The 24,191-nt window shown below is 68.2% G+C and carries 8 protein-coding genes; 6 read left to right on the top strand and 2 right to left on the bottom strand.

Features of this window, described 5'->3' with window-relative positions:
• Positions 1–51: 51 nt before the first annotated feature.
• From ACYVD1_RS27170 to ACYVD1_RS27145, 6 genes are read left to right on the top strand one after another with little or no spacing between them, the layout of a single operon-like run.
• Positions 52–765 carry a DUF6875 domain-containing protein gene (locus tag ACYVD1_RS27170; RefSeq protein ID WP_460777331.1) on the top strand — a complete coding sequence of 238 codons (714 nt, stop codon included), beginning with the start codon at positions 52–54 and terminating at the stop codon, positions 763–765.
• Entirely contained in the window at positions 762–1,826 is a 1,065-nt protein-coding gene (locus tag ACYVD1_RS27165) for a methyltransferase (RefSeq protein ID WP_460777330.1), read from the top strand. The genes ACYVD1_RS27170 and ACYVD1_RS27165 overlap by 4 nt, the downstream gene beginning before the upstream one ends.
• 12 nt (positions 1,827–1,838) lie before the next feature.
• Positions 1,839–17,075 carry an amino acid adenylation domain-containing protein gene (locus ACYVD1_RS27160; RefSeq protein ID WP_460777329.1) on the top strand — a complete coding sequence of 5,079 codons (15,237 nt, stop codon included), beginning with the start codon at positions 1,839–1,841 and terminating at the stop codon, positions 17,073–17,075.
• On the top strand, positions 17,072–21,037 hold the full coding sequence (locus ACYVD1_RS27155) for an amino acid adenylation domain-containing protein (RefSeq protein ID WP_460777328.1): 3,966 nt from the start codon (positions 17,072–17,074) through the stop codon (positions 21,035–21,037). Before ACYVD1_RS27160 ends, ACYVD1_RS27155 begins: the two co-directional genes overlap by 4 nt.
• A gap of 43 nt (positions 21,038–21,080) precedes the next feature.
• Positions 21,081–21,314: an MbtH family protein gene (locus ACYVD1_RS27150; RefSeq protein ID WP_460777327.1), complete on the top strand. Its 234-nt coding sequence runs from the start codon at positions 21,081–21,083 to the stop codon at positions 21,312–21,314.
• A gap of 11 nt (positions 21,315–21,325) precedes the next feature.
• On the top strand, positions 21,326–22,579 hold the full coding sequence (locus tag ACYVD1_RS27145; protein WP_460777326.1) for a cytochrome P450: 1,254 nt from the start codon (positions 21,326–21,328) through the stop codon (positions 22,577–22,579).
• On the opposite strand, the gene ACYVD1_RS27140 is transcribed toward ACYVD1_RS27145, so the two are convergent.
• Both ACYVD1_RS27140 and ACYVD1_RS27135 read right to left on the bottom strand, forming a co-directional pair.
• The gene (locus ACYVD1_RS27140) at positions 22,560–23,279 is read right to left on the bottom strand and encodes a response regulator transcription factor (RefSeq protein WP_460777325.1); all 720 of its coding nucleotides are present in this window, start codon (positions 23,277–23,279) and stop codon (positions 22,560–22,562) included. The two genes, ACYVD1_RS27145 and ACYVD1_RS27140, sit on opposite strands and share 20 nt — an antisense overlap.
• 208 nt (positions 23,280–23,487) lie before the next feature.
• Positions 23,488–24,114 (bottom strand): ABC transporter permease, encoded by a 627-nt coding sequence (locus ACYVD1_RS27135; protein ID WP_460777343.1) that lies wholly within the window; start codon positions 24,112–24,114, stop codon positions 23,488–23,490.
• Positions 24,115–24,191: the final 77 nt, after the last annotated feature.

The raw sequence follows: 24,191 nt of genomic DNA, 5'->3' as shown, positions 1-24,191 counted from the left end.
AGATTCTCCGCGGCTGTGAACCGGCCTCGCGGAGCACCGAGGAGTACTCCGATGGAACCGACGGCCTCCGGCCGCCATGAGTCTTTCCATGTTGCCGACGTCCACCCGAACGACCACCAGGAGCATGCCGCCCGGGATCTGGCCGTGCTAGAAGACTGGCTCCGCGAGTCCGTGGGGGAACCCTCTCCCGCCATCGGACGCTCCGGGGCCGTGTGCCCCTTCACCAACCCGGCTTTGAAAGCCGGAAAGATGGACTTCGCCCTGCGTTACGACGTGGACAACGGTGACCCCGAACGCATTCGGGAGATCACGGTTGAAGCGTTGCACGCGTTCACCGCACGCAGCCAGGACAAGGATCAGCCTTCCCGGGCCACCCGGTTGGAGTGCCAGATCGTGGCCTTCCCCGGTCTGGCGAGCGAACACTGGACCCTGATCGACAAGGTGCACCCGGAACTCAAGGACCTTGCCGTGGACCTGGGGCTGATGCTCGGGCAGTTCCACCCAGAGTGCGACGAGGGTGCCGTACGCAACCCGCTCTTCCCGGTGGCCCGCTCCCCTTACCCGCTCTTCGCCATCCGTTTCATGGCCCCGCACGACATCCTCTTCCTCAATGGTCGGCGCCACTGGTTCCAGCAGTACCGGGAGCGCTTCCCGGAGGAGGCATCTGGCGCTCTGCGGGACGGGCTCATGCGCGAACTGGCTGAGAGGGCCCGCGCCCGGTTCGGGGCACCGGACCCGTCGGGGCCGGAAGGAGAACAGCCGTGACCCCTCCCGTGAAAACGACCGGCGCCGCTCAGCCCCGGGCCGAGGAAGGCGACGAGATCGACGTCATGAGATCGATGCTCTACGGCCAACTTCTCACACAGGCCTTGTACGCCTGCTGTGAAGCGGGGGTCGTCGACCACCTGGCGATCCGTCCTCTGACGGCCGAGGAGCTGGCCCGCGAATGCGAGGTGCACGAGAAGTCCCTGTATCGGCTGCTGCGCGCACTGAGGGCCTTCGACATCCTCAAGGAGTCCGCCGACGGCCGCTTCACGCTCACCTCACTCGGCGAGACCCTCGCCCCCGGCTCCCCCGCATCCCTACGGTCGACCGCGCTCTTGGTGGGACGTGCCGTGGGACCGGCCTGGGGTGCTCTGGCACACACCGTCCGCACCGGAGATCCCGCCTACCCCCACGTCCACGGCCAGGGGTTCTTCGAGCATCTGGGAACAGACCCGGATCTGCGTACCGTGTTCGACGCCTCCCAGGAACGGGACGTCGAACGGGAGTTCCAGGCGGTCCACGCAGCTCTCGCGGGTTCCCTTACTGGAACCGTCGTCGACGTGGGAGGTGGGGACGGTGCCCTGCTGGCCCATCTGCTCGACGCCGAGCCGGAACTCTCCGGGCTCCTTGTGGACCTGCCCTCTGCGGTGGTGGCCGCTGAACGGCGCCTGTCCGACAGGGGTCTGGAGGGCCGCGCCTCGGTGGTCCGAGGCGACTTCTTCGAGCCACTGCCCGGCGGCGACCTGTACGTGCTGCGCGAAATCCTCCATGACTGGGATGACACCTCGTGCCTGCGCATCCTGACGAACTGTCGGCGATCGATGGGAACCGGCTCCCGTCTCGCCGTTGCCGAGTTGATCTACGAGCAGGACGGCGGTGAGGAATCCAGGCTCCCCGCACTCATGGACCTGTACATGATGTCGCTCTTCTCCGGGGCCGAACGCCGCATCGACGAGTTCCTGACCCTGATAGCAGAGGCCGGACTCACCGTGGAAAGGGTCCACCCCCTCGGAGGGGGCAAGGGGCTCCTCCTGTGCCGTCCCACAGAACCTCGTTCCTGAACGGAGCCACCGATGTCCGACAGCCCTTCACGTCACCTCCCCCTGACCGCCGCGCAGACCGGGTCCTGGTTCGGACACGAGCTGGACCCCACCGGCTCCGTGTACAACCAAGCCTCGTTCCTGGACATCCGGGGCTCTCTGGACCTCCCGGCCCTGTCTGCGGCGGTGCGACGCGCAGTCAACGAAGCGACGGCCTTGCACTGCCGTTTCGAGGAGGTGGACGGAGTTCCCGTTCAGGTCCCGACGGCGCCCGAGAACCGTCCCGTGCATGTGGAGGACCTGTCCGGACGCGCCGATCCCGAAGCCGCGGCGAACGCCTGGATGCGCGAGGACGTCTCTTCCTCGGTGGACCTGACCCGGGGTCCCCTGTTCACCCAGGCATTGCTCCGCCTGTCCGAACACCGCCACCTCTGGTACCAGCGATACCACCACATCGCGTTCGACGGTGTGGGCGTCATGCTCCTTTCCCGCAGGGTGGCCGCGCTGTACGACGCCGCGATCGAGGGGACCCCGCCCCCGACCGCCACCGGCCTCACCTTCGAGGACCTGATCGAAGCCGAACAGGCCTACCGAGCGTCCGACGAGTACACCCGTGATCGCTCCTTCTGGGCACACAGGTCGGACTCCCTACCCCGGCCCGTGATGTTGGGCGGGCCTCCCAGTCCGCCGGAGGCCTCCTACCTGCGCCTGGCCCGCACACTCGACGCCGATGTGCTGGCCGGTCTGCGCACGCGTTCCGAACGCCTGGGGCTGTCCTGGGCACGCGTGGCGGTCACCGCCGTCACGCGTCACCTGGCCGAGGTGTCCGGACGGCGGGACATGGTGATCAGCCTCCCGGTCACAGCCAGGACGACAGAGGCCGAACGCACGGTCCCGGGGATGCTCACGACCCTGCAACCGCTCGCCGTCCCGTGGGCCACCGGCCTCGACTTCGACGGACTCGCGCGCCGCACCTCTGAAGCGATCGGCCTGAGCCTGCGCCACCAGCGTTACCCCTACACCGACCTGCGCCGCGATCTGCATCCGGCCCCGGACGCCCCTCGCCTGTGGGGTCCCATCGTCAACGTTCTGAGCTTCTCGGGCGAACCCTCCTTCGGCGGCAACCCCTCGACACGAACCTGGTTCGCTATCGGTCCGGTGGACGACCTGGAGGTGATGCTCCACCCCCACCCCTCGGGCGAGCTGGAACTCATCGTCTGGGCCAACCCCTCCGTCCATTCGCGTACCGACTGCGCGGAATACCTGTTCGGATTCGCGTCGACGTTGACCGAGGTCGCGGCGGACCGCAACGAGCCGGTCCCGCCGGGGACGACCACCGCACCACGGAGAACACACGAGCACCGGACCGCGGGCCCGCGTTCCCTGACCGATCTGTTCGAGGAACAGGTTCGCGCCACCCCCGAGGCAACGGCCCTGCGCTATGAGGGAGACTCCCTCAACTACGCCGGACTCGACTCGCGCGCGGATCGGCTCGCCCGACACATCGTCGCGCTCGGAGTGGGGACCGAGGACCGTGTGGCCGTCGTCCTGCCCCGCGGCATGGACCATCCGACCGCGATCCTGGCCGTGCTCAAAGCGGGGGCAGCGTTCGTACCCGTGGACCCGGACGTGCCCGACGAACGTATCGCTCTGGTGTTGTCGGACGCCCGCCCTGCCCTGGTCCTGACGCACTCCTCGGTGGCTCCCCGCCTCCCCGAGGGTGTCCTCCCCCCGGTCGTTCTGGACGCTCCCGAGACGGTCGAGCGGATCGCACGCACCTCTGATGTCCGGACGCTTCCCGACCACGACGCCAACCGGGCCGCCTACGTGATCCACACCTCCGGTTCGACCGGGCATCCGAAGGGTGTGGTGGTGACCCACCGCGGTGTGGCCGGACTGGCTTTGGCGCACGCGCGCGACCTGGGAGTGGGTCCGGGCGACCGGGTCCTGCAATTCGCCTCGGCCGGCTTCGACGCCTCCTTCTGGGAGATGGTCATGGGCCTGCTGACCGGCGCGACCCTGGTCACGGCACCCAAACGCAGAATCGCACCCGGGGCGGGTCTGGCCTACCTGGTACGCACGGAGGCGATCACCCACCTCACCCTCCCGCCCTCCGCCCTCACCGCCCTGGATCCCACGAAGGACCTGGCGTCCGTACGTGTCCTGGTGGTGGCCGGCGAGGCCTGCTCGCCCTCCTTGATCGAGCGGTGGTCGGAGGGCCGCACCATGGTCAACGCCTACGGCCCCACCGAGACCACTGTGTGCGCGTCCATGGAGGTCGGAGTGGGCGGGACGGCAGGCCCGGCTCCCATCGGCGCTCCCCTGCCCGGCCTGAAGTTGTACGTCCTCGACCAACGACTCCGGCCCGTGGCCGTGGGGGACACCGGGGAGCTGTACGTGCGCGGTCCGGCACTGGCACGCGGCTATCTGGGACGTCCCGGCCAGACATCGGAGAGGTTCGTCGCCTGCCCCGACGGACCTCCCGGTTCGGTCATGTACCGGACCGGTGACCTGGTTCGCAGAACCACCCCGGACACCCTCCTGTTCGCGGGACGCTCAGACGAACAGGTCAAGGTCCGCGGACACCGGGTCGAGCCCGGCGAGGTGGAACGCTTCATCGAGTCGTTCCCCGGGACGGGACAGGCCGTCGTGATCGTCCGCCCCGACCACTCCGGCGGTTCCCTGGAGGCCTTCGTCGCCCCGGACAGCGTCGGCGGGAACGTCGAGGTCGACCAGCTTGAGTCCGCTCTCACCCGCTATCTGCCCGGTTACATGGTTCCGGGTCGCATCATCACGCTCGACGCCCTACCCCAGACCCCCAACGGCAAAGTCGACCGCGAACTGTTGGTGACCCGCTCACCTGAACACTCCTCCGGCCCGGACGACCCGGTCGAACACCTGATCCGACAGATCTTCATCGACGAACTGTCCGTCTCCAGCATCGGCCCGCACGACGACTTCTTCGCCATGGGCGGGCACTCGTTGTCGGCCGCCCGCACCGTCACACGGCTCCGCCGAGACCTGGGCGTGCGGCTATCGGTAGCCGACCTGTTCGACCATCCCACCGTTTCCACCATGGCCGACCGGGTGCTGGGAGCCGCCCGCAATACCCCGAACGGCCCCCCGCGGCCCGAACGTGTGGAGCACACCGGTCCGGTACCGCTCTCCCCAGCGCAAGAGGGGTTGTGGTTCCTCAACAGGATGAGCGACGCGCCCACGTACAACATCCCGCTAGTACTGCGAATGAGCGCCGAACCCGACAGGGAGGCCCTCTCCCTGGCCGTGTCGGACGTCATGGCCCGACACGAACCCCTGCGTACCGTCTTCCCCGAGGAGGAGGGCGTCCCCCAGCAGAGGGTTCTGCCGCCGGAACACGCCCCCCGTCTGGAGGTGGTCACCTCCGACGACCTGGAAGAGGATTTGCTCCGGGAGGCCTCCCGGCCGTTCGACCTGACAGCACAGCCCCCTCTGCGCGCTCGGCTGTTCACCACGGCGGGAGGGGAGCACGTCCTCCTGCTCACCCTCCACCACATCGCGGCCGACGGATCCTCGGTGGAACCACTCGTCACCGACCTTCGGCGATCCTACACCGCACGTCTGAGCGGCACGGACCCGGAGCTGCCCGTACCCGCGGTGACCTACCGGGACCACGCCGTGTGGCAGCACTCCCTGACCCTGGCGGGAGACTTCCAAGAACAAGTCGCGCACTGGCGAGAGCGGCTCCACGGACTTCCCGAGTCATTGGAGCTGCCCTCGGACCTACCGCACCCCACACGGAGGGACGGCCGTGGGGCACGTGTGGACTGGCGGTTGGACAAGACCCTGCACAGCGCGTTGACCGAAACGGCCCGCTCGACGGGCACGACCCCGTTCATGGTGCTCCAGGCCGGACTCGCGGCATTGCTCCAACGCATGGGGGCGGGTACCGACATTCCCTTGGGCACGACCGTGGCCAACCGGTACGACGAATGGAACCGCGACCTGGTCGGCTGCTTCGTCAACACGTTGGTGCTGCGTACCGACGTCTCGGGGCGTCCAAGCCTGCGCGAACTCCTGACCAGGGTGCGCGCCACCGACCTGGACGCCTATGCCCACCAGGAATTTCCCTTCACCCGTGTGGTAGAGGAGCTTTCCGCGGAACGCACTGGTCGGGAACGCGCCTTGTTCCAGGTCATGCTGTCCCTGCAGAACACGCCCCGCCCCTCCTTCCACCTGCCGGGTATGGACGTGACCCCGTCCACCCTGCCCACTGGAACCGCGCGTTTCGACCTCACCTTCGACCTGACCGAATCCCACGGACATGACGGTTCTCCTCAGGGAATGGAGGGTTTCGTCGAATACGCGACCGACATGTTCACGCCGCGGACAGTGCGATCCCTGGTCAAGCGTCTGAACACCCTGCTCGCACAGGCGATGTCCGAGCCCGATCGCCCACTGGCCGAGTTCGACATCCTGGACGAGGGCGAACACGGGCTGTTGTCCGCCCTGGGCCGGTCGTCCGAACCGGATTCCAGGAACACGGTCGATCGCGTGTTCGCCGAACGGGCCGCCGCCACACCTGACGCGCCCGCACTCGTCCAAGGCGCGGTCACCGTTTCCTACCGCGAGTTGGAACGGCGCGCCAACCACTTGGCACACCGGCTCCGCGACCAAGGGGTGCGCCCGGAGGTCCCGGTGGCCCTGCTACACGGCCGGGCGCCGGAGCTGGCCCTGGCCTCCTTGGCCGTTCTCAAGGCGGGGGGCTGTTACGTACCCCTGCACTCCGACCAGCCGGATGAGCGGTTGGTGGACATCCACCGCCGCAGCGGCGCCGGACCGGTGGTGGCGGACCCCGTGTCAGCCGAACGCGCCCGTGCCTTGTTCCCCAGTGTCCTGGTGGTCGACCCTCAGGACACGGAAGGGGCGGACCACCCCCCGGCCACCGGCGAGCACCCGGATCGGGCGGCCTACGTGATGTTCACCTCCGGTTCCACGGGGACGCCCAAGGGCATCACGGTGACACACCGGAACATCCTCGACCTGGCAGCGGACCACCGTTGGAAGAACGGCTCCCACCGTCGCGTGCTGGCGCACTCACCGCACGCCTTCGACGCCTCCACTTACGAGCTGTGGGTCCCCCTTCTGGGATCGGGCACGTGTGTACTGGCCCCGGCGGGCCGGTTGTCCATGACGGCTCTGGCCGAGACCCTGGCCGAAGGCCGGGTGGACGCGGTATTCCTCACCACGGCGCTGTTCGTCCTCCTGTCAGAGGAACAGCCCGAAGCCCTGCGCTCCGTACGGGAGGTGTGGACCGGCGGGGAACTGGCATCGGCACGCACAATGCACACGGTGATGAACACCTGCCCGGAGACAACGGTGGTCCACGTCTACGGGCCCACCGAGACGACCACTTTCAGCACCTGCCTGCCGTTGAAAGCGGCCCACGTCGACGGCGACCACGCCCCACCGATCGGACCGCCGATGGACGGTGTGCGCCACTATGTCCTGGACGCTGACCTGAGGCCGGTCCCCCCCTGGGTACGGGGCGAACTGTACATCGGTGGCGCCGGGGTGGCCCGGGGCTACCGAGGCGCCCCGGCGGCCACCGCCGAAAGGTTCGTCGCCGACCCCTTCGGCCCGCCGGGAACGGTCATGTACCGGACGGGCGACCTGGTGCGCTGGAACCACGACGGCGAAGTGGAGTTCGTCGGCAGGAGCGACGCACAGGTCAAGATCCGCGGTTTCCGCATCGAACCCGACGAGGTACGCGCCGCGATGCTCGCGGCCCCAGGCGTGGCGCAGGCCACCGTGGTCGTCCTCGGCGACACCTCGGAATCCCGGCACCTGGTCGCCTACGCCACACCACAACCGGAAGGGACCCTTCGCTCCGAGGAGATCCTGGCGCACCTCAAGGAGACCCTCCCCTCGTACATGGTGCCGAGCGCCGTCGTGCCCCTGGACCGTATCCCGTTGAACTCCAACGGAAAGATCGACCATGCCGCCCTGCCCGAGCCCTCAAAGTCCACGTCCGCCCGGCCCGCCCGCACCCCGCACGAAGAACTGCTCATCTCGCTGTTCGCCCAGGTGCTGGATGTGGACGGTGTGGGCGCCGACGACGGCTTCTTCGCCCTGGGCGGGCACTCGCTGTCGGCAACCAGGCTGGTCAGCCGTATCCGCGCCGCCACAGGGGTGGAGGTGCCGCTGCAAGCGGTATTCGATACTCCGACCCCGGCTGGGATCGCCCCGAGATTGACCGGCGGGGGTGAGTCCAGACCGGCCCTTCGTGCGTCAGAGCGCCCCGAGCACATCCCCCTGTCGTACGCACAGCGGCGCCTGTGGTTCCTGCACAGGCTGGAGGGTCCCGCCTCCACCTACAACATCCCGCTCTCCCTGCGGCTACACGGAATCCCTGACACAGATGCCCTGGCCGCCGCGGTGAACGACGTGGTGGCCGGACACGAGTCCCTGCGCACCGTTTTCCCCGAGAGCGGAGGGTTACCCGAACAGCGGGTGCTGCCCCAGGTGGAGGTCCCCCTCCACCAGTCCGCGACGACCGCGGAGGGACTCTCCGCCCGGCTGGTGGAGGCGGTCTCCCACCACTTCGACCTGGCCGAAGAGATCCCGGTCCGGGCCGAGCTGCTCTCGACCGCGCCCGACGATCACGTCCTTCTGCTACTGGTCCACCACATCGCCTGTGACGGTTGGTCCCTGCGCCCCCTCATGCGAGACCTGGCCGAGGCCTACGACGCCCGCACGCGAGGCACCGTACGGCTTCCCACCCTCGACCTGCACTATGCGGATTATACGCTGTGGCAGGAGACGGTCCTCGGCAACATCCGTGATCCTCGTGGTCGCGCCGCCCGCGACCTCGCCTACTGGCGGTCCCGGCTGCGTGGAGCCCCTCGTCTACTGGATCTGCCCACGGACCGGCCCCGGACTCGGGATCAGGACCACCGCGGCGACATCCATCGCCTTCGGCTCGACAGCGACCTGCACCGACGTGCGGTACGACTTGCCCAAGACCACGGCTGCACCCTTTTCATGGTGCTGCACGCGGCCGTGGCCACACTGCTCACCCGGCTCGGCGCGGGAACCGACCTGCCGCTGGGCAGCGCCATCGCCGGACGGACCGACGAAAGGCTCGACAACCTGGTCGGATTCTTCGTCAACACCCTGGTGCTGCGCACCGACACCTCCGGGGACCCCGAGTTTACCGAGTTGCTGCATCGGGTGAGGAGCACCGACCTGGAGGCCTACTCCCACCAGGAGCTGCCTTTCGACCTCCTGGTGGAACGGCTCAACCCCGACCGAGCACTCGGACGGCAACCCCTGTTCCAAGTGATGCTCGTACTACAGAGCGCGCCCGACGCCGACCTGCGCCTGGGTGACCTACGAGTCGAACCCGAACCCGTCTCCCCCGGCATCTCCAAGTTCGATCTGTCGTTCAGCTTGGAGGAGGAGTACGACGTCCACGGCGACGCCGCCGGGCTGAGCGGTTACGTCGAATACAGCACCGAACTGTTCGACGCCGAGACCGTGCAACACCTCGTCACCATGTTGGCTTCCCTTCTGGACGAGGCCACCGAGGCTCCGGAGACCCCCCTGTCCTTGCTCCCTCTGGACAACACGGCCGTCCGCTCCCGGTCCGAGCTGGAAGACCCCTCCGACACAGCGGCGGACCTGCTGGAGAGAACCGCGCGCCGCCAACCAGGCGCCACCGCCCTGGTGGGGCCGGACATGGAGCTCTCCTACCGGGAGCTCGACGCGCGAGCCGATCGCCTCGCGCGGGAACTCATGGACCTGGGGGCTGGCCCAGAGCGCGTGGTGGGACTCGTCCTGCCCCGTTCGGTCGACCTGGTGGTGGCCGCCGTCGCCACTCTGAAGACCGGTGCCGCCTACTTGCCGGTAAACCCCGATTACCCGGAGGCCAGGATCACCACGATCCTGGAGGACGTGCCCCCGGCCCTGCTGGTGACCCGGGAGACGGTCCTCCTTCCCCCTGCGGCCGATGCCATCGCACGCGTGGACGTGGACTCCCCTCGGACCTTGGCACGCACGGCCGCCCGGCCCACCGGGCTGCCCGCCTCGGTGAAGCGGGCCCGAGACCCTGAGCACCTGGCCTACACGATCCATACCTCGGGGTCCACCGGGAGGGCCAAGGCCGTCGGCGTCACCCACACGGGTGTCTCCGGCCTGGTCAAGGCACACCGGGAACGGCTCGGCGTCGGTCCCGGGGCCCGAGTGCTCCAGTTCGCCCCGTTCACCTTCGACGCGGCGTTCTGGGAGACACTCATGGGTCTGTTGACCGGGGCGGCCCTGGTCGTCCCACCCGCGGAACCGGCGTTGGCCGGAAACGACCTGGCCGAGACCGTCGCACGCCACGGCATCACACACCTGACGGTCCCGCCCTCGGCGCTGGCCTCACTCTCCCCGCAGGAGACCCTGCCCTCAGTTGAGACACTGGTGGTGGCAGGTGAGGCCAGTTCCCCGTCCCTGGTGGAACGCTGGTCTCGCGACCGAACCATGATCAACGCCTACGGACCCACCGAGACCACGGTGTGCGCGTCCATGAGCCCTCCTCTGGGACGTGAGGCCGAATACGTACCGATCGGTGACGACCTGCCCTCCACGCGACTGCACATCTTGGACGAGCGGCTGCGTCCGGTGGCCAAAGGTGTCACCGGGGAACTGTACGTCTCCGGTTCCGCGCTGGCCCGTGGCTACCTGGGCCGGCCCCGGGCGACGGCGGAGCGTTTCGTCGCCTGCCCGTTCGTCGGACCGGGTGAGCGCATGTACCGGACCGGCGACCTGGTCCGGCTCCGTTCCGACGGCGGTCTCGAATTCGTGGGCCGCGCGGACGACCAGGTCAAGGTGCGCGGTCACCGTGTGGAACCCGGCGAGATCGAATATGCTCTCGGATCCCACCCGGAGGTATCCCAAGCCGCCGTGATCCTGCGGGAGGACGACCTGGGCGGGTCTCTGGCCGCCTACGTCACCAGGCGTGCCCCCGATTCCTCAGCCGAGCGGCGGGACCACCACCTCGGCGACTGGCGGAACCTCTTCGACCGCCAGTACGAAGGCTCCGGTGATTCCTTCGGTGAGGACTTCAGGGGCTGGAACAGCACGATCACCAACACCCCGCTCCCGATAGAGGGGATGCGTCGCTGGCGGGACGCAGCGGTGGAGGGTGTCCTCCGGCTGTCGCCCCGCCGGGTACTGGAGATCGGTACGGGCACCGGCCTGATTCTGTCCCGCGTCGCACCGCACTGCGAGGAATACCACGGCACCGACATCTCCGTGTCGGCCGTAGACGCGCTCTCCGCGCAACTCGACGGCCACCCCGAACTGCGCGATCGGGTACGCCTGTCCGCTCGCGCCGCGGACGACCTCTCCGGTCTCCCCTCCGGTCACTTCGACTCCGTCGTCCTGAACTCGGTTGTCCAGTACTTCCCCGACCAGGACTACCTCACCGAGGTGTTGGACCGTGTGTTGAGCCTGCTCGCCCCCGGTGGTGCCGTATACGTGGGGGACGTGCGCAACCTGGACACACTCGCGCATCTGCAACGCGAAGGCGCGCTGGAGCGCGCCAAACCCTCGGCCCGGCTGCTCGACGTGTGCTCGACCGCGGTGCTGGGCACACTCGACGAACGGGAGCTGTGCCTATCCCCTGCCTACTTCCGCACTCTGGCGGAGAGCCACCCGCTGATCGCCGGGGCGGACATCCGCACCAAGGGGGACTCCGAGAACGTCCCCTGGGAATTGGCCGCCCACCGATACGAGGTGGTGCTCCGGACGGTGGGAGCCCCGGAGTTCACGCCCACGGTCACCCGTGAACTGCGCTGGGACGAGAATCCGGGGACGTTGGATTCCCTGGACCGGCTCCTACGCGAGGACACGACCGGTGCCCTGCTCGTGCGTGGTACTCCGAACCCCCTGTTGGCCCGGGCCGAAGCACTGGACACCTTGGTGACGGACCTGCCCGGTGAAGCGACCGTGGCGGCGGTGACGGCCGACCTCGACGCGGCGACCGACCCCGCCCACCACTCCATCGCCGCGCTCCGGCGGACCGTGGCCGACCATCGACGGCCCGTGGTGCCGGTCCCCTCCTCGGACTCACCCTTCCGGGTGGACCTTTACCTTCTCCCCAACGGTTCCTCCTCGGAAGGATTCGTCCTCCCGTCGTCGAGTGGCCCCGCCGGTCACGAGACGCTGGCGAACCGCCCCCGGTCAGCGGGTGAGGACGAGGCCCTGATCCTCGACCTGCGCGCCCACCTGGCCGACCGGCTGCCCCACTACATGCTCCCTTCCTCCTACCGGGTACTCGATCGAATGCCCCTCACCCGGCACGGGAAGATCGACCGTTCCGCGCTCCCGAGGCTTTCCGCCCGCAGGGGTGGCGGACGTCCTCCGGGCTCACCCAGGGAACAGATCCTGTGCGACCTTTTCGCCGACATTCTGGGGGTGGAGGAGGTCGGTACCTACGACGACTTCTTCCACATGGGCGGTCACTCACTCCAGGCGACCCAGGTCGTCAGCCGTGTCGGTACGGTGCTGGGTTTCCGGATCGACGTCCGCGACGTCTTCCGGGCGCCCACCCCCGCGGCTTTGGAAGCCCTCATCGCCGAAGCCTCACCCGTACCGTCCCTGCCTCCCCTGCGCCCCCGTGCGGAGCCGGGCGACCGTCCTCTCTCCTACGCGCAACAACGGTTGTGGTTCCTCCAGCGGCTGGAAGGCTCCGGTCACACCCACAACATCCCGATGGCGCTCTCCTTGACCGGGGAGTTGAATGCCACCGCTCTGAGCGCCGCTGTTCAGGACCTGGTCGACCGCCACACCGTCCTGCGCACCGTGTTCCCCGAGGAACGCGGGCGTCCCACACAGCGGGTGCTGCACCCGGCCTCGGCCCGGATCGAGATGGAACGGCACACCGCGGACCAGGACACGCTGGCCGATGAACTGTCCCGGGCAGCACAGGAACCCTTCGACCTCGCCGTTGAACGGCCGCTGCGCGCGCACCTGTACACGCTCTCTGCCAACGAGCACGTGCTGCTGTTGTTGGTGCACCACATCGCCGGGGACGGTTGGTCCTTTCGCCCCCTGATGAACGACCTCGTCACCTCTTACAGCGCCCGGGCGAACGGATCCGTGCCCGAACTGCCCACCCTCCCGGTGGAGTACTCCGATTACGCGTTGTGGCAACGGGAAGTAATGGAGGCCCCCGAGGGCCCCGCACAGGCACAGATGGAATTCTGGCGCACCACCCTGGACGGCGCACCGCAGACCGTTACCCCGCCCACCGATCGGACACGCCCGGACGTCCCTTCCCACCAGGGCGGAACAGTCCAGTTCTCGCTGCCCGCCGCGCTCCACGCGGAACTGCTGGAGATGGCCCGTGACCGGGGAGTCACCTTGTTCATGGTGCTGCACACGGCACTGTGCGCGCTGCTGACCCGGATGGGCGCGGGGACTGACATCACGGTCGGTACTCCTGTGGCGGGACGGTCCGACCCGATCCTGGACTCACTGGTGGGGTTCTTCGTCAATACCCTGCCCCTGAAGGTGGACACCTCCGGCGACCCCACGCTGGCGGAACTGCTCGGCCGTGTGCGAAACACCGACCTGGAGGCCTACAGCCACCAGGACGTCCCCTTCGAACGTCTGGTCTCCGAGCTCTCCCCGGAGCGGCGTACCGATCAGGCCCCGTTCTTCCAGGTGTTGCTGGCCCTGAACAACACACCCTCGCCCGAAGCGGAACCGCCCGGGTTGCGGATGCGCGCGATCCCGGTGGACACCGGCACCTCGCGCCTGGACCTGACCTTTGGTTTCACCGAGGAGAGGCGAGGCGGCGCCCCCGGCGGCCTGCTCGGAGGGATCGAGTACAGCACTGACCTGTTCGACCACACCACCGTAGAGAAACTCGCCGACCGGTTCAGACACACACTTTCCGTGTTGATCGCCGACCCGTGGCTACGCCTGCGCGAACTGGACGTGCGCACCGCGGTGGAACGTGGCAGAACCGACCACACATCGGGCTTGCCCGACCCAGTGCCCGACACCGCGCTGTCGATGTTCGAACGTCAGGTCCGTGCCACCCCACAGGCCGCAGCGGCCGTCTGCGGTGACGACCTGCTCACCTACGAAGAACTGGACGCCCTGGGCGATCGCCTCGCACGCGAACTGGTCGACCGCGGTATCCGAACCGGGGACCTGGTCGCCCTCGCTTTGCCCCGCGACCTCGACATCATCGTGGGTATCGTGGGCGCGTGGAAGGCTGGAGCCGGGTACGTGGCGTTCGACACCGGCCACCCCGCAGAGCGCATCACCGAACTGTTCGCCACGTCCTCCGCGCGGATCCTGATCAGCGGTGCCGACCCAGTCGACCTCCCCGACCACCTGCCTCGCCTCGACATCCGTTTCGTCCACCGATCTCCGGCTGCGCAGCGGACGAGGCCGGTCACCGACGCCGAACGGGGTCGTCCCGTCGATCCCGAGGACATGGCGTACGTGGTGTTCACCTCCGGCTCCACGGGACGTCCCAAAGGAGTGGCGATCCGCAACGCCGGACTCGCCAATACCGCTGTCGCCTCCGCGAACGAGCTGGGCGGCCTCGGCACCGGCTCACGGGTTCTCCAAACGGCCTCCCCTGCCTTCGACGGGGCGGCCTGGGAGATGTGCGCACCGATCCTGAGCGGGGCCGCCGTGGTCCTACCCGGCGGTGGGGAACCCCTGGTGGGTTCGCTCGTCTCGGACCTGGCGCACCAGCACGATGTCACGCACCTGGCGATCGTGCCGTCAGTGCTGGCCACCGTCCCCCCGGACAGCCTCCCTAAGGGACTGGTCATGTATGTGGTGGGTGAATCGTGCCCCGAACACCTTGTTCGGCTCTGGCACGGCCACTCGCGCATGCTCAACGCCTACGGTCCCACCGAGACCACCGTCTCAGCGACCGTCACCGACCCCCTGGGCTCTGTGGCCCCTCCGCACCTGGGATCCCCGATCCGAGGCGTGACGGTACGCCTGCTGGAAGCCGGACTGCAACCGGTCCCCGACGGCACCGTGGCAGAGATCTACCTCGCGGGCCCCGGGCTGGCCCGGGGGTACATCGACCGGCCGGACCTGACCGCCGAGCGCTTCGTCGCCGACCCTTTCGGGCCTCCCGGTGCGCGGATGTACCGGACCGGCGACCTGGCCCGCCGCCACTCCGACGGGTCCGTGCACTTCGTAGGCCGTTCGGACCAGCAGTTCAAGCTGAACGGGCAGAGGGTGGAACCCTCGGAGATCATCGCCGCAGCCGTCGACCACACCGGGGTAGCCGACGCCGCACTGCACCTGTACTCCGACGGCCACGCTGCCCCCAAGCCGATCTGTTACGCGGTTCCGGTCAGGGGAGGGGCCGAGGTTCCCGGCCCCGAAGAGATCCGCGAACACATGGCTCGGATTCTGCCTTCGGCCATATTGCCCGCACACGTGGTCGTGCTCGACGCCCTGCCCTTGACGGATACAGGGAAACTCGACCGTGCGGCCCTGCCCGCCCCGTCGGCCCCGACCGCGCGCCGTCACGCAACGGCCGCCCCGGAGGTGGCGGCCATGGCCGCGATCTTCGCCGATGTGCTGGGGGTGACCGAGGTGGACCCGCACCGGAGTTTCTTCTCTCTGGGCGGGGACAGCATCCTGTCCGTCCAGGTGGTCGCCCGTGCGGCCGAACGCGGACTCGCCATCGGCCCACGCGATGTCTTCCGTACGCCCACGGCGGCTGGCCTTGCCGTCACCGCGGCGGAGAGAACCGGAGAGGACGAGACCGTCTCCGAATCCATCACGACCGATCCGGGCCCGGTCCCCTTGACCCCGGTGGTCGAGTGGCTCCGGGAGCAGAACGCCCCGATCGACCGTTTCCACCAGGCTCAGGTGTTCCTCACACCGGCGAACGCGGACCGGGGCAGGCTGCTCTCCACCCTCCAGGCCCTGCTCGACACCCACGACATGCTCAGGTCCCGTTTGGGCGTGGACGAGGACGGCCGCTGGCGTTGGGAGACCACCGAACCCGGGACTGTGCGGGCCGAGCACATCCTGCGGCGCGTGCCAGTCGCGAAGCACTCCGAGAACGAGCTTTCGGAGGTCATCGCCGAGGCCGCGGCCGGGGCCGCCGACGCCTTGGCCCCGGACCGGGGCGACATGGTTCGCGTGGTCTGGTTCGACAGGGGCGGGGAAGGTTTCGGACACCTGTTGGTGGTCATCCACCACTTGGGCGTCGACGCGGTCTCGTGGGGTGTCATCGCCGCTGATCTGGGCACCGCCTGGCGCGCCCTCGAGCAGGGGCGCACCGTGGCCCTCCGGCCTCCCCTACCCTTCCGTGCCTGGGCGGAGGCGCTGCGAAAAGAGGCCACCTCCCCCACCCGTACAGCCGAGGCCGACCAATGGGAACGGATGCTGTCGACCACCCCGCCGGTTCTTCTCCCTCCGCCTTCGGATCCGCTCCAAGACATGTGGGGCCGAGCCCGGCACCTGACCATCGAACTCCCGGAGGAACTGACCGCAGCCCTCATCGGACCGGTTGCCGAGGCGTTCCACGCCGCCGTACCCGATTTGCTGCTCACCGCCCTGCTGTACGCCGCCGCCGAGCACCGGGCACGCCAGGGCCAGGACCCCTTCCCCGGGTTGCTGGTAGAGGTGGAGAACCACGGCCGTGAACACGTGGCCGACCATCTGGACCCCGGACGCACCGTGGGCTGGTTCACGAGTGCCCACCCGCTCCCGTTGTCCTGGCCCTACACGGACCCGACCGCACAGGACAAGGGGCGACGGCTCTCCGACGCCGTGAAACGGGTGAAGGAGTCCGTTCGTGCCCTTCCCGACCGGGGGTTCGGCCACGGGCTGCTGCGTTACCTCAACCCGGCCACCGCCGAACAGGTCGCGGCGCCCAGACCGGCTGACATCGGATTCAACTACCTGAGCCGTTTGCCCGAGTCCACACCAGCGGCGTGGGGGCCCTCCCCCGCCGGAGCCGCCGTCGGCGGCGGCGCCGACCCCAGGATGCCCCTGGCCCACGCCCTGGACCTGAACGCGGCTGTCCGCGGCTCGCGACTGATCACCACTTGGACCTGGGCCCCGACCTGCCTCACTCAGGAGGAGGCACACGCCCTGGCTGAGGACTGGCGGACGGCCCTGGAGACCATCGCAGCCCACGTCGCCGAGGGGGAGACAGGCGGTCATACCCCGTCCGACCTGCCACTGCTGGACTTGGATCAAGAACAGATCGAAGAGATCGAATCCGTTTGGAGGGACACGCCGTGACCTCTCGGACCATCGCCGACATCTGGCCGTTGACACCCCTTCAGGAAGGGTTGCTCTACCACCACTCAGTGGACGGGAAGGAAGGGCCGGACGTCTACAACGTCCAGCTCTCCATCGACCTGGACGGACCGTTGGTCCGTGCGTGCCTCAAGGAGGCGTTCGGCTCCGTACTGGAGGCGCATCCCAACCTGCGGGCCGGGTTCCTCCAACGGAACGGGGGTTCACCCGTCCAGGTGATCCCAGAAGAGGTCACCGCGCCGTGGCAGGAGGTCGACCTCCGCGAACTGTCGGTCCAAGAGCGTGAGAGCACCCTGAGCGAACTCGCCGCGCAGGAGCGCCTGCGACGCTTCCGGCTCGAGCGCCCCCCTCTGATGCGGGTGCTCCTCGCGGAACTGGCCCCATCGCGGCACCGACTCGTCCTCACCAACCACCACATCCTGATGGACGGGTGGTCCGCTCCACTGCTGATCGCCGAATGGTCCGACCGTTACCGGGCTTGCCTGTCCCACGGGGCCGTCGGCACCGTACCCGCTCCGCCCTCCTACCGCGATCACCTCGTGTGGCTGTCCCGACGTGACCGCGAGAAGGATCTACAGGCCTGGAAGGAAGAACTGACGGGGCTCGAGTCCCCCACCCTCCTGGCCCGGACGGCACCTCCAGGGGCGGTTCCGGCACTTCCCGGACGTGTCGGTGAGGATCTGACCATAGAGGAGACCGAGGCGCTCACCTCGATGGCGCGAGAACACGGCCTGACGCTCAATTCCGTTGTCCAGACAGCCTGGGCCCTGGTGCTGTCCAGGATCACCGGCCGCGACGATGTCGCCTTCGGATCGATCGTCTCCGGTCGTTCCCCCGACATCGAGGGGGTCGAACGCATGATCGGGTTATTCATCAACACCGTTCCGGCGCGGACGATCCTGAATCCCAACGCGACACCGGTGACCGCGGCCTTGGAAACCCAGCACCGGCGTACCCGCATGCTCGAACACCAGCACGTGGGACTGGCCGAGACCCACCGGGCCTGCTCGATGCCGCGCATCTTCGACAACGTGGTCGTCTTCGAGAACTACCCTCGTATGGCGCCCGACACCGACCCTTCCGAGGACGAACTCACCTTCCATATCCGGGAGGGGCTGGACGGCACCCACTACCCAGTGACCCTGATCATCGTCCCCGGGCCCCGCCTGCACATACGGCTGGATCACCGGACCGATCTGGTGGACCGTCAACGGGCCACCGCCCTGACCGGGCACCTGCGACGGACTCTGCGTGCCTTCGCGGAACGACCCGACTCTCCCCTGGAACGCGTCGACGTCTTCGGGCTGAGTCGAGCGCTCCGCGTCGGCGAGCAGGGCGAGGACGTCCCCCTCCCTAAGGGCACTGTCCCGGAGCTACTCGAAGAGCGGGCGAGCTCCCACCCCGACCTACCCGCCCTGTACACGGACGGCGCCGAACTCGACTACGGGGAGCTGCACACCCGTGCGAACCGGCTGGCCCACCATCTGCTGTCCCTGGGGTGTGGTCCGGAACGGATCGCGGCCCTGGCCCTGCCCCGAGGTGTCGACCTGGTAGTGGCCCTAGTGGCCGCGGTCAAAGCCGGCAGTACGTACCTCCCCATCGATGTGGACCACCCCCCGGACCGTATCGGGGCGACACTGACCGACGCCCGCCCCCACGTGGTGATCACGAGCGCTTCGACGAGCGCTTCGATCGTCCGGGAACTCGAACGGGCCCCGCATACCGACATCGTCGTCCTCGGCGCCCCCGCCACCGATGCGGCGGTGGCGCGCCGCCCCGACCACACCCCCGACGACCTGGACCGTGGTACTCCCCTCACACCCGGCTCCGCGGTCTCCGTCATCTACACGTCCGGGTCGACCGGAACCCCCAAGGGTGTGGTCGGCACACAGGAAGGACTGGTGAACCGGCTGTCCTGGTTCGGCGAACTGTGCGACTTCGGTGACGGGCGCACTGAGCAGATCACACTGTGCGCGAAGAGTTCACCGGCATTCATCGACGGCACCGTGGAAATCCTTCAGACACTGGCGCACGGTGGCCGGGTCGCCCTCGCCGACGCGCGTACCGCCCGGGACCCGGAACTGTTGGCGGAGTTCATCGCGTCGACCGGGGCGAGTGTGCTCGTGTCCGCGCCCAGCCTGTTGGAGGCGCTTCTCGACGCTACCGAGGATCGCCGCGACCTGCTCGCAGGATGCCGCCTCCTGGCGGCCAGCGGAGAACTCCTACCGCCCGTTCTGGCCACGCGCGTGGCCGAGCGGTTCAGGAACGCGCGGTTGGTGAACTTCTGTGGATGCACCGAGGCGTCGTGTGAGAGTCTGCACGGGTTCTGCGGTCACGATGACGCCCCCCTGGGGCTACCGATCCACAACACCGGGGCTCTGGTCTTGGACGCGGCCCTCTTCCCGGTACCCCCGGGTGAAGTGGGCGAGCTGTACTACACCGGCCCCGGTGTGACCCGCGGTTACCTCCGGCGACCCGCGGACACCGCCGAACGCTATCTCCCCTCGCCCTATGGGCCACCGGGGACACGGATGTACCGCAGCGGTGATCTGGTGCGACGCAGGGTCGACGGCCGACTCGACTTCGTCGCGAGAGCGGACGCCCAGCTCAATGTGCGTGGGGTGCGCGTCGAACCCGGGGAGGTCGAGTCGGCGCTGCGTTCACTGCCGGCTGTACGCCAGGCTGTCGTCTCGGTACACGGGGACACTCCGGCCGGGAACCGACTCATCGCCCACGTGACCGCCGATCCCACCGAGACGGGGACCACGGACACGGCCCGGATGCGGGCGGGGTTGGCCGGCCTCCTGCCCCCGCACGCGATACCTTCCGGGCTGGTCGTCCTGGACGAGTTCCCGCGCACCCCCACCGGCAAGATCGACCGCGCGCGGCTACCCGCACCGGTGTCGTCGGCGCAAGCCCCCGGCACCCCGGACGAAGCTCTCTTGTGCTCGGTGTACGCGGAAGTGCTCGGGCTCGACCGCGTCGGTGTGAACGACGACTTCTTCGACTCCGGCGGGCACTCGCTACTCGTCCCCCGTCTGGCCGCGCAAGTGCGTGCCGAACTGGGCGAAGACGTCTCGTTTCGGGACCTCCTGGAAGCTCCCACACCCGCCCTGCTGTCGATCCGTCTACGCGGAGACGGAGGCTCCAGCGACGGCTTCGAACCCCTCCTGCCGCTGCGCCGTGAAGGTTCCGAACCACCCCTGTTCTGTATCCACCCGGCCGGCGGTTTCGGCTGGTGCTACACCGGCCTGTTGAGCCGTTTGGACCGCCGGATCCCGATCTACGCGCTTCAGGACGAAGGGTTGAGCGGGGGGCACGCGGACCGGCCCCTGCCCGAGACCGCGCGAAGCTACGTCGCACGTATACGGAGGATCTCCCCGAAGGGCCCCTACCGGCTCCTGGGGTGGTCCTTCGGAGGACAGGTGGCCCAGGCCATGGCGGCCGAGTTGGAACAGGAAGGGGAACAGGTGGAGCTCCTGGCTCTACTCGATTCCTACCCGCCCGCCGTCCTTCCGCCCTACTCCTCCATGGCTCCCGACGAGGCCGTACGTTTCCTCCTGACGGAGTACTTCGGGCTTCCCAGAGTCGAGGACATCAACTCACCGGAGGACGCCGCACGGCTACTCCGCGAATCCGGCCGGGCCGACCTGCCCCCGGAACGGCTCACGGCGATCCGGGACTGCCTGGACCGCACCTCACGGGCGGCCCGTTCCTACCACCCCTCTGTGTGCCGCGCTCCGACTCTCCACTTCCGTGCCACCCAGGGGTGGGAAGAGACACCGCCTTCCCCCTCTTCGTGGGACCCCTTTGCAGAAACGGGTCTGACGTCGCACGACGTCCCGACTGACCACGCGGGGATGACGAGCCCGACGGCCCTCGACCACATCACCCCCGTCCTCGGGAAGGCATTGTCCCCGAGCGCGCCCAGACCTCTCCCCTGACCACCGAGGACCACACCCCACCCCACCGGACGGAGCACCGGATATGAGCGACAACACCACCAACCCCTTCGAGGACGAGCAGGGCACCTACCTGGTCCTGGTCAACGACGAGAACCAGCATTCCCTGTGGCCCTCGTTCGCCGGGGTGCCCGCCGGGTGGCGACAGGCCTTCGGCCCCGCCGCCCGGCACGAGTGCCTGGAACACGTCGAGTCCTCATGGACCGACATGCGACCGCAAAGCCTCATCGAAAGGATGAGTCAGGAGAGCACGACCTGAAGGACTCGTTGATGGAGCGCGCGCAGACAGAACCCGTACCGACCGACACCCCCGATCACCTCGGAACGACACCGCAGGAACTCTCTGATATCGACCTGGCCGACCCGGACCTTTACCGCGAAGGACAGCCCGAGCCCCGGTGGGCCCGGCTGCGGGCCCATGCTCCCGTACACCGCAACCCATGTAGGGGCGACCGGGACTCGTTCTGGGCCGTGACCACACACGACCTCGTCTCCCATGTGCTGAAGTCCCCGGAGACGTTCATCTCCGGGGAGGGCATGCGGCTGGGAACCTCCCCCGCCGCCGTCGAAGCGGCCTCCGGGCGGCTGCTCATCGTCTCTGACGGGCGCCTGCACGCCGGCCTACGGCGTGTGGTGGGTGCGGCGTTCACCCCCCGCATGGTGGAGAAGCTGACGATCGGAGTACGACGCACGGCCAAGGAGGTGGTCGACGAGCTCCTCGAACGGGGCACGTCCGATCTGCCACAGGTGGTCGCCCGGCTCCCGGTCACCGTGATCTGCGACCTTCTGGGTGTTCCCGAGTCAGACCGCAGCTTCATGCTCGACAACACGATGAAGGCGTTCGACGGTTCCACCCCGCCGCTGGAGGCGGCCGAAGCACACGCGGACATCCTGGTGTACTACAGCACCCTGATGGAGTACCGGCGCCGGGCTCCGGGAGACGACGTGGTCAGCGCCCTGGTGCACAGCAGGGTGGGCGGCCGCCCGCTCACCGATGACGAGATCCGGCTCAACTGCGACGGGCTGATCTCGGGGGCGAACGAAACCACGCGTCACGCCATCGTGGGGGGTGTTCGTGCCCTCATGGAACATCCGGATCAGTGGCGCCTACTACGTGACCGGCCCGATCTGCTCTCCGGGGCTGTGGAGGAGATCCTGCGCTACACGAGCCCTGCACTCCACATCATGCGCACGGCCGCCCACGGGACCGAGCTGGGAGGACAGACAATCGCGAAGGGGGACAGCGTCACCCTGTGGCTCGGCGCGGCCAACCGAGACGAACAGGTCTTTCCCTCCGGCGAACAGTTCATCGTCGACCGAACACCGGCCACACGCCACCTGGCCTTCGCTCACGGTCCGCACTTCTGTGTGGGTTCAACCCTGGCGTCCTTGGAACTGAGGGCCGTGTTCCAAGAGTGGATCAACCGGGTCGGTCAGGCCGCGCCCACGAGCGCTCCCGTCCGGCTGCGGTCCAACCTGATCTGGGGTTACGAGTCACTACCGATCACTCTTGCCCCGACCTGAGCAAACGCCCGGGTACCAGGCCGCGCCTCGCGACCTGGTACCCGGCCTGGAACCGTGAGGTGGCGTCCAACCGTCGAAGCAGATCAGCCACGTATCTGCGGTACGTACGCACGGAGATGTCGAGTCTACGAGCGGCCACCTCGTCCTTGAGCCCTTGGGCCAGGCACAAAAGGACCTGGTCACAGATGTCGTCATCCCAGGCCTGCCGGTGGAACAGCGACAGATCGATCGCCTCCACCCACAGGAACTGGAACATGCGGTTCAAGAGCCCGAGGATGTCCTCGTCCCGTACCAGCAGGAAACGTTCGGCTCCATTCCATGCGGCGGCCATGATCAGCCCGGACCTCTCTCCGAGCAGGAGTGAGGCGGGCAGCTCATGGCCGGTCACCCTCTGGCCTCCCGGCCGTAACAGCTTCTTCTCCCACACGGACAGTCCCAGGGCCGCGGATTCCGTGAGGAGAGAGTCCACCTCGTGACCGGTCGAACGGATTCGGCGGTGCACCAGAGCCGAGTGGAAACCCTTCGCCTCAGACGGTGCCGCCCGGATCTCCCGAATCGGACCGGATCCGGCCTCGGCGAGGAATCCGTCGAGGGAACGTTCTCCGCCCCTTGCGCTGAAGACAGCGCCGCGGTGATTTCGCTTCTCCCCCTCCAGAACCTTGTCCGCGAAGTCCCGGATGCCGTGCAGAGCCCGTTCCAACGCAGCCGGTGTATCGAAAACGTCCGGTGCGGCGGGGGTATTCGAGTCGGTACCCTCCCCCGACCGCGCCGGCGGCGAGGACCGAACCTCGCCCATCGGATCTTCTGGGTATCTGATGATGGACATGGAATTACGCCACCTTCCCCCGTAGGCGCCCGTCACCCGGTAGCCGCTGCCACCCAGGCGCTCACGAAACCGGGTCAGCCGGTCAGCTGGAGAGTCGTCGCAGCCGTAGCACCGCGATGGGTACCAGGACCAAGATCATCCCCACAGACCACGCGGCGGACAGCCAGGGCGCGGAGCCCGCGTCCTGCCCGTTGAACCAGGCGCGCAGTGTGTCGGTGATGAGCGTGACCGGGCTGTTCGCGGCGTAGGCACCCAACCAGCCCGGCATGGATTCGACCGGAACGTAGATCGAACTGATGAAGGCGAAGGGGAAGAGCCAGGCGAGCATGCCCGACTGCGCCGCCTCGACACTGCGAAGAAGCAGGCCCGCGACAGCCCCCAGCCAGGAAAAGGAGAAACCGAACAGAAGCAGGAGCGCGAAGCCACCGAGGATCTGGCCGAAGTCCCCGTGGAAGCGGAAACCGATGATCAGCCCGCACACGATCATTACGGTCAAGGCGATGACGTTGCGCAGGACCTCCGAGCCGACCCTTCCGATCAGGATCGCGGCACGGCTCATTGGCAGGGAGCGGAACCGGTCCATAACCCCGCGCTGCATGTCCTCGGCCACCCCGACCGTCACGATCGCCACCGCGGTGAACACGATCATCTGGACAAAGAGGCTCTTCCCAGATGAAGGTGTAGGTCGGCCGGGCGCGTCGGTCCGCAGATAGACGTCGAGGTCTCCCGACGATGGAGGTTCCTACGCCATCCATCCGAAAGACCTCGACGTGCCCGACGCTACCC

Source organism: Nocardiopsis nanhaiensis (assembly GCF_054778635.1).
The sequence above is the reverse complement of the archived record's forward strand: the minus strand, read 5'-3'. Positions and strand labels throughout refer to the sequence as shown.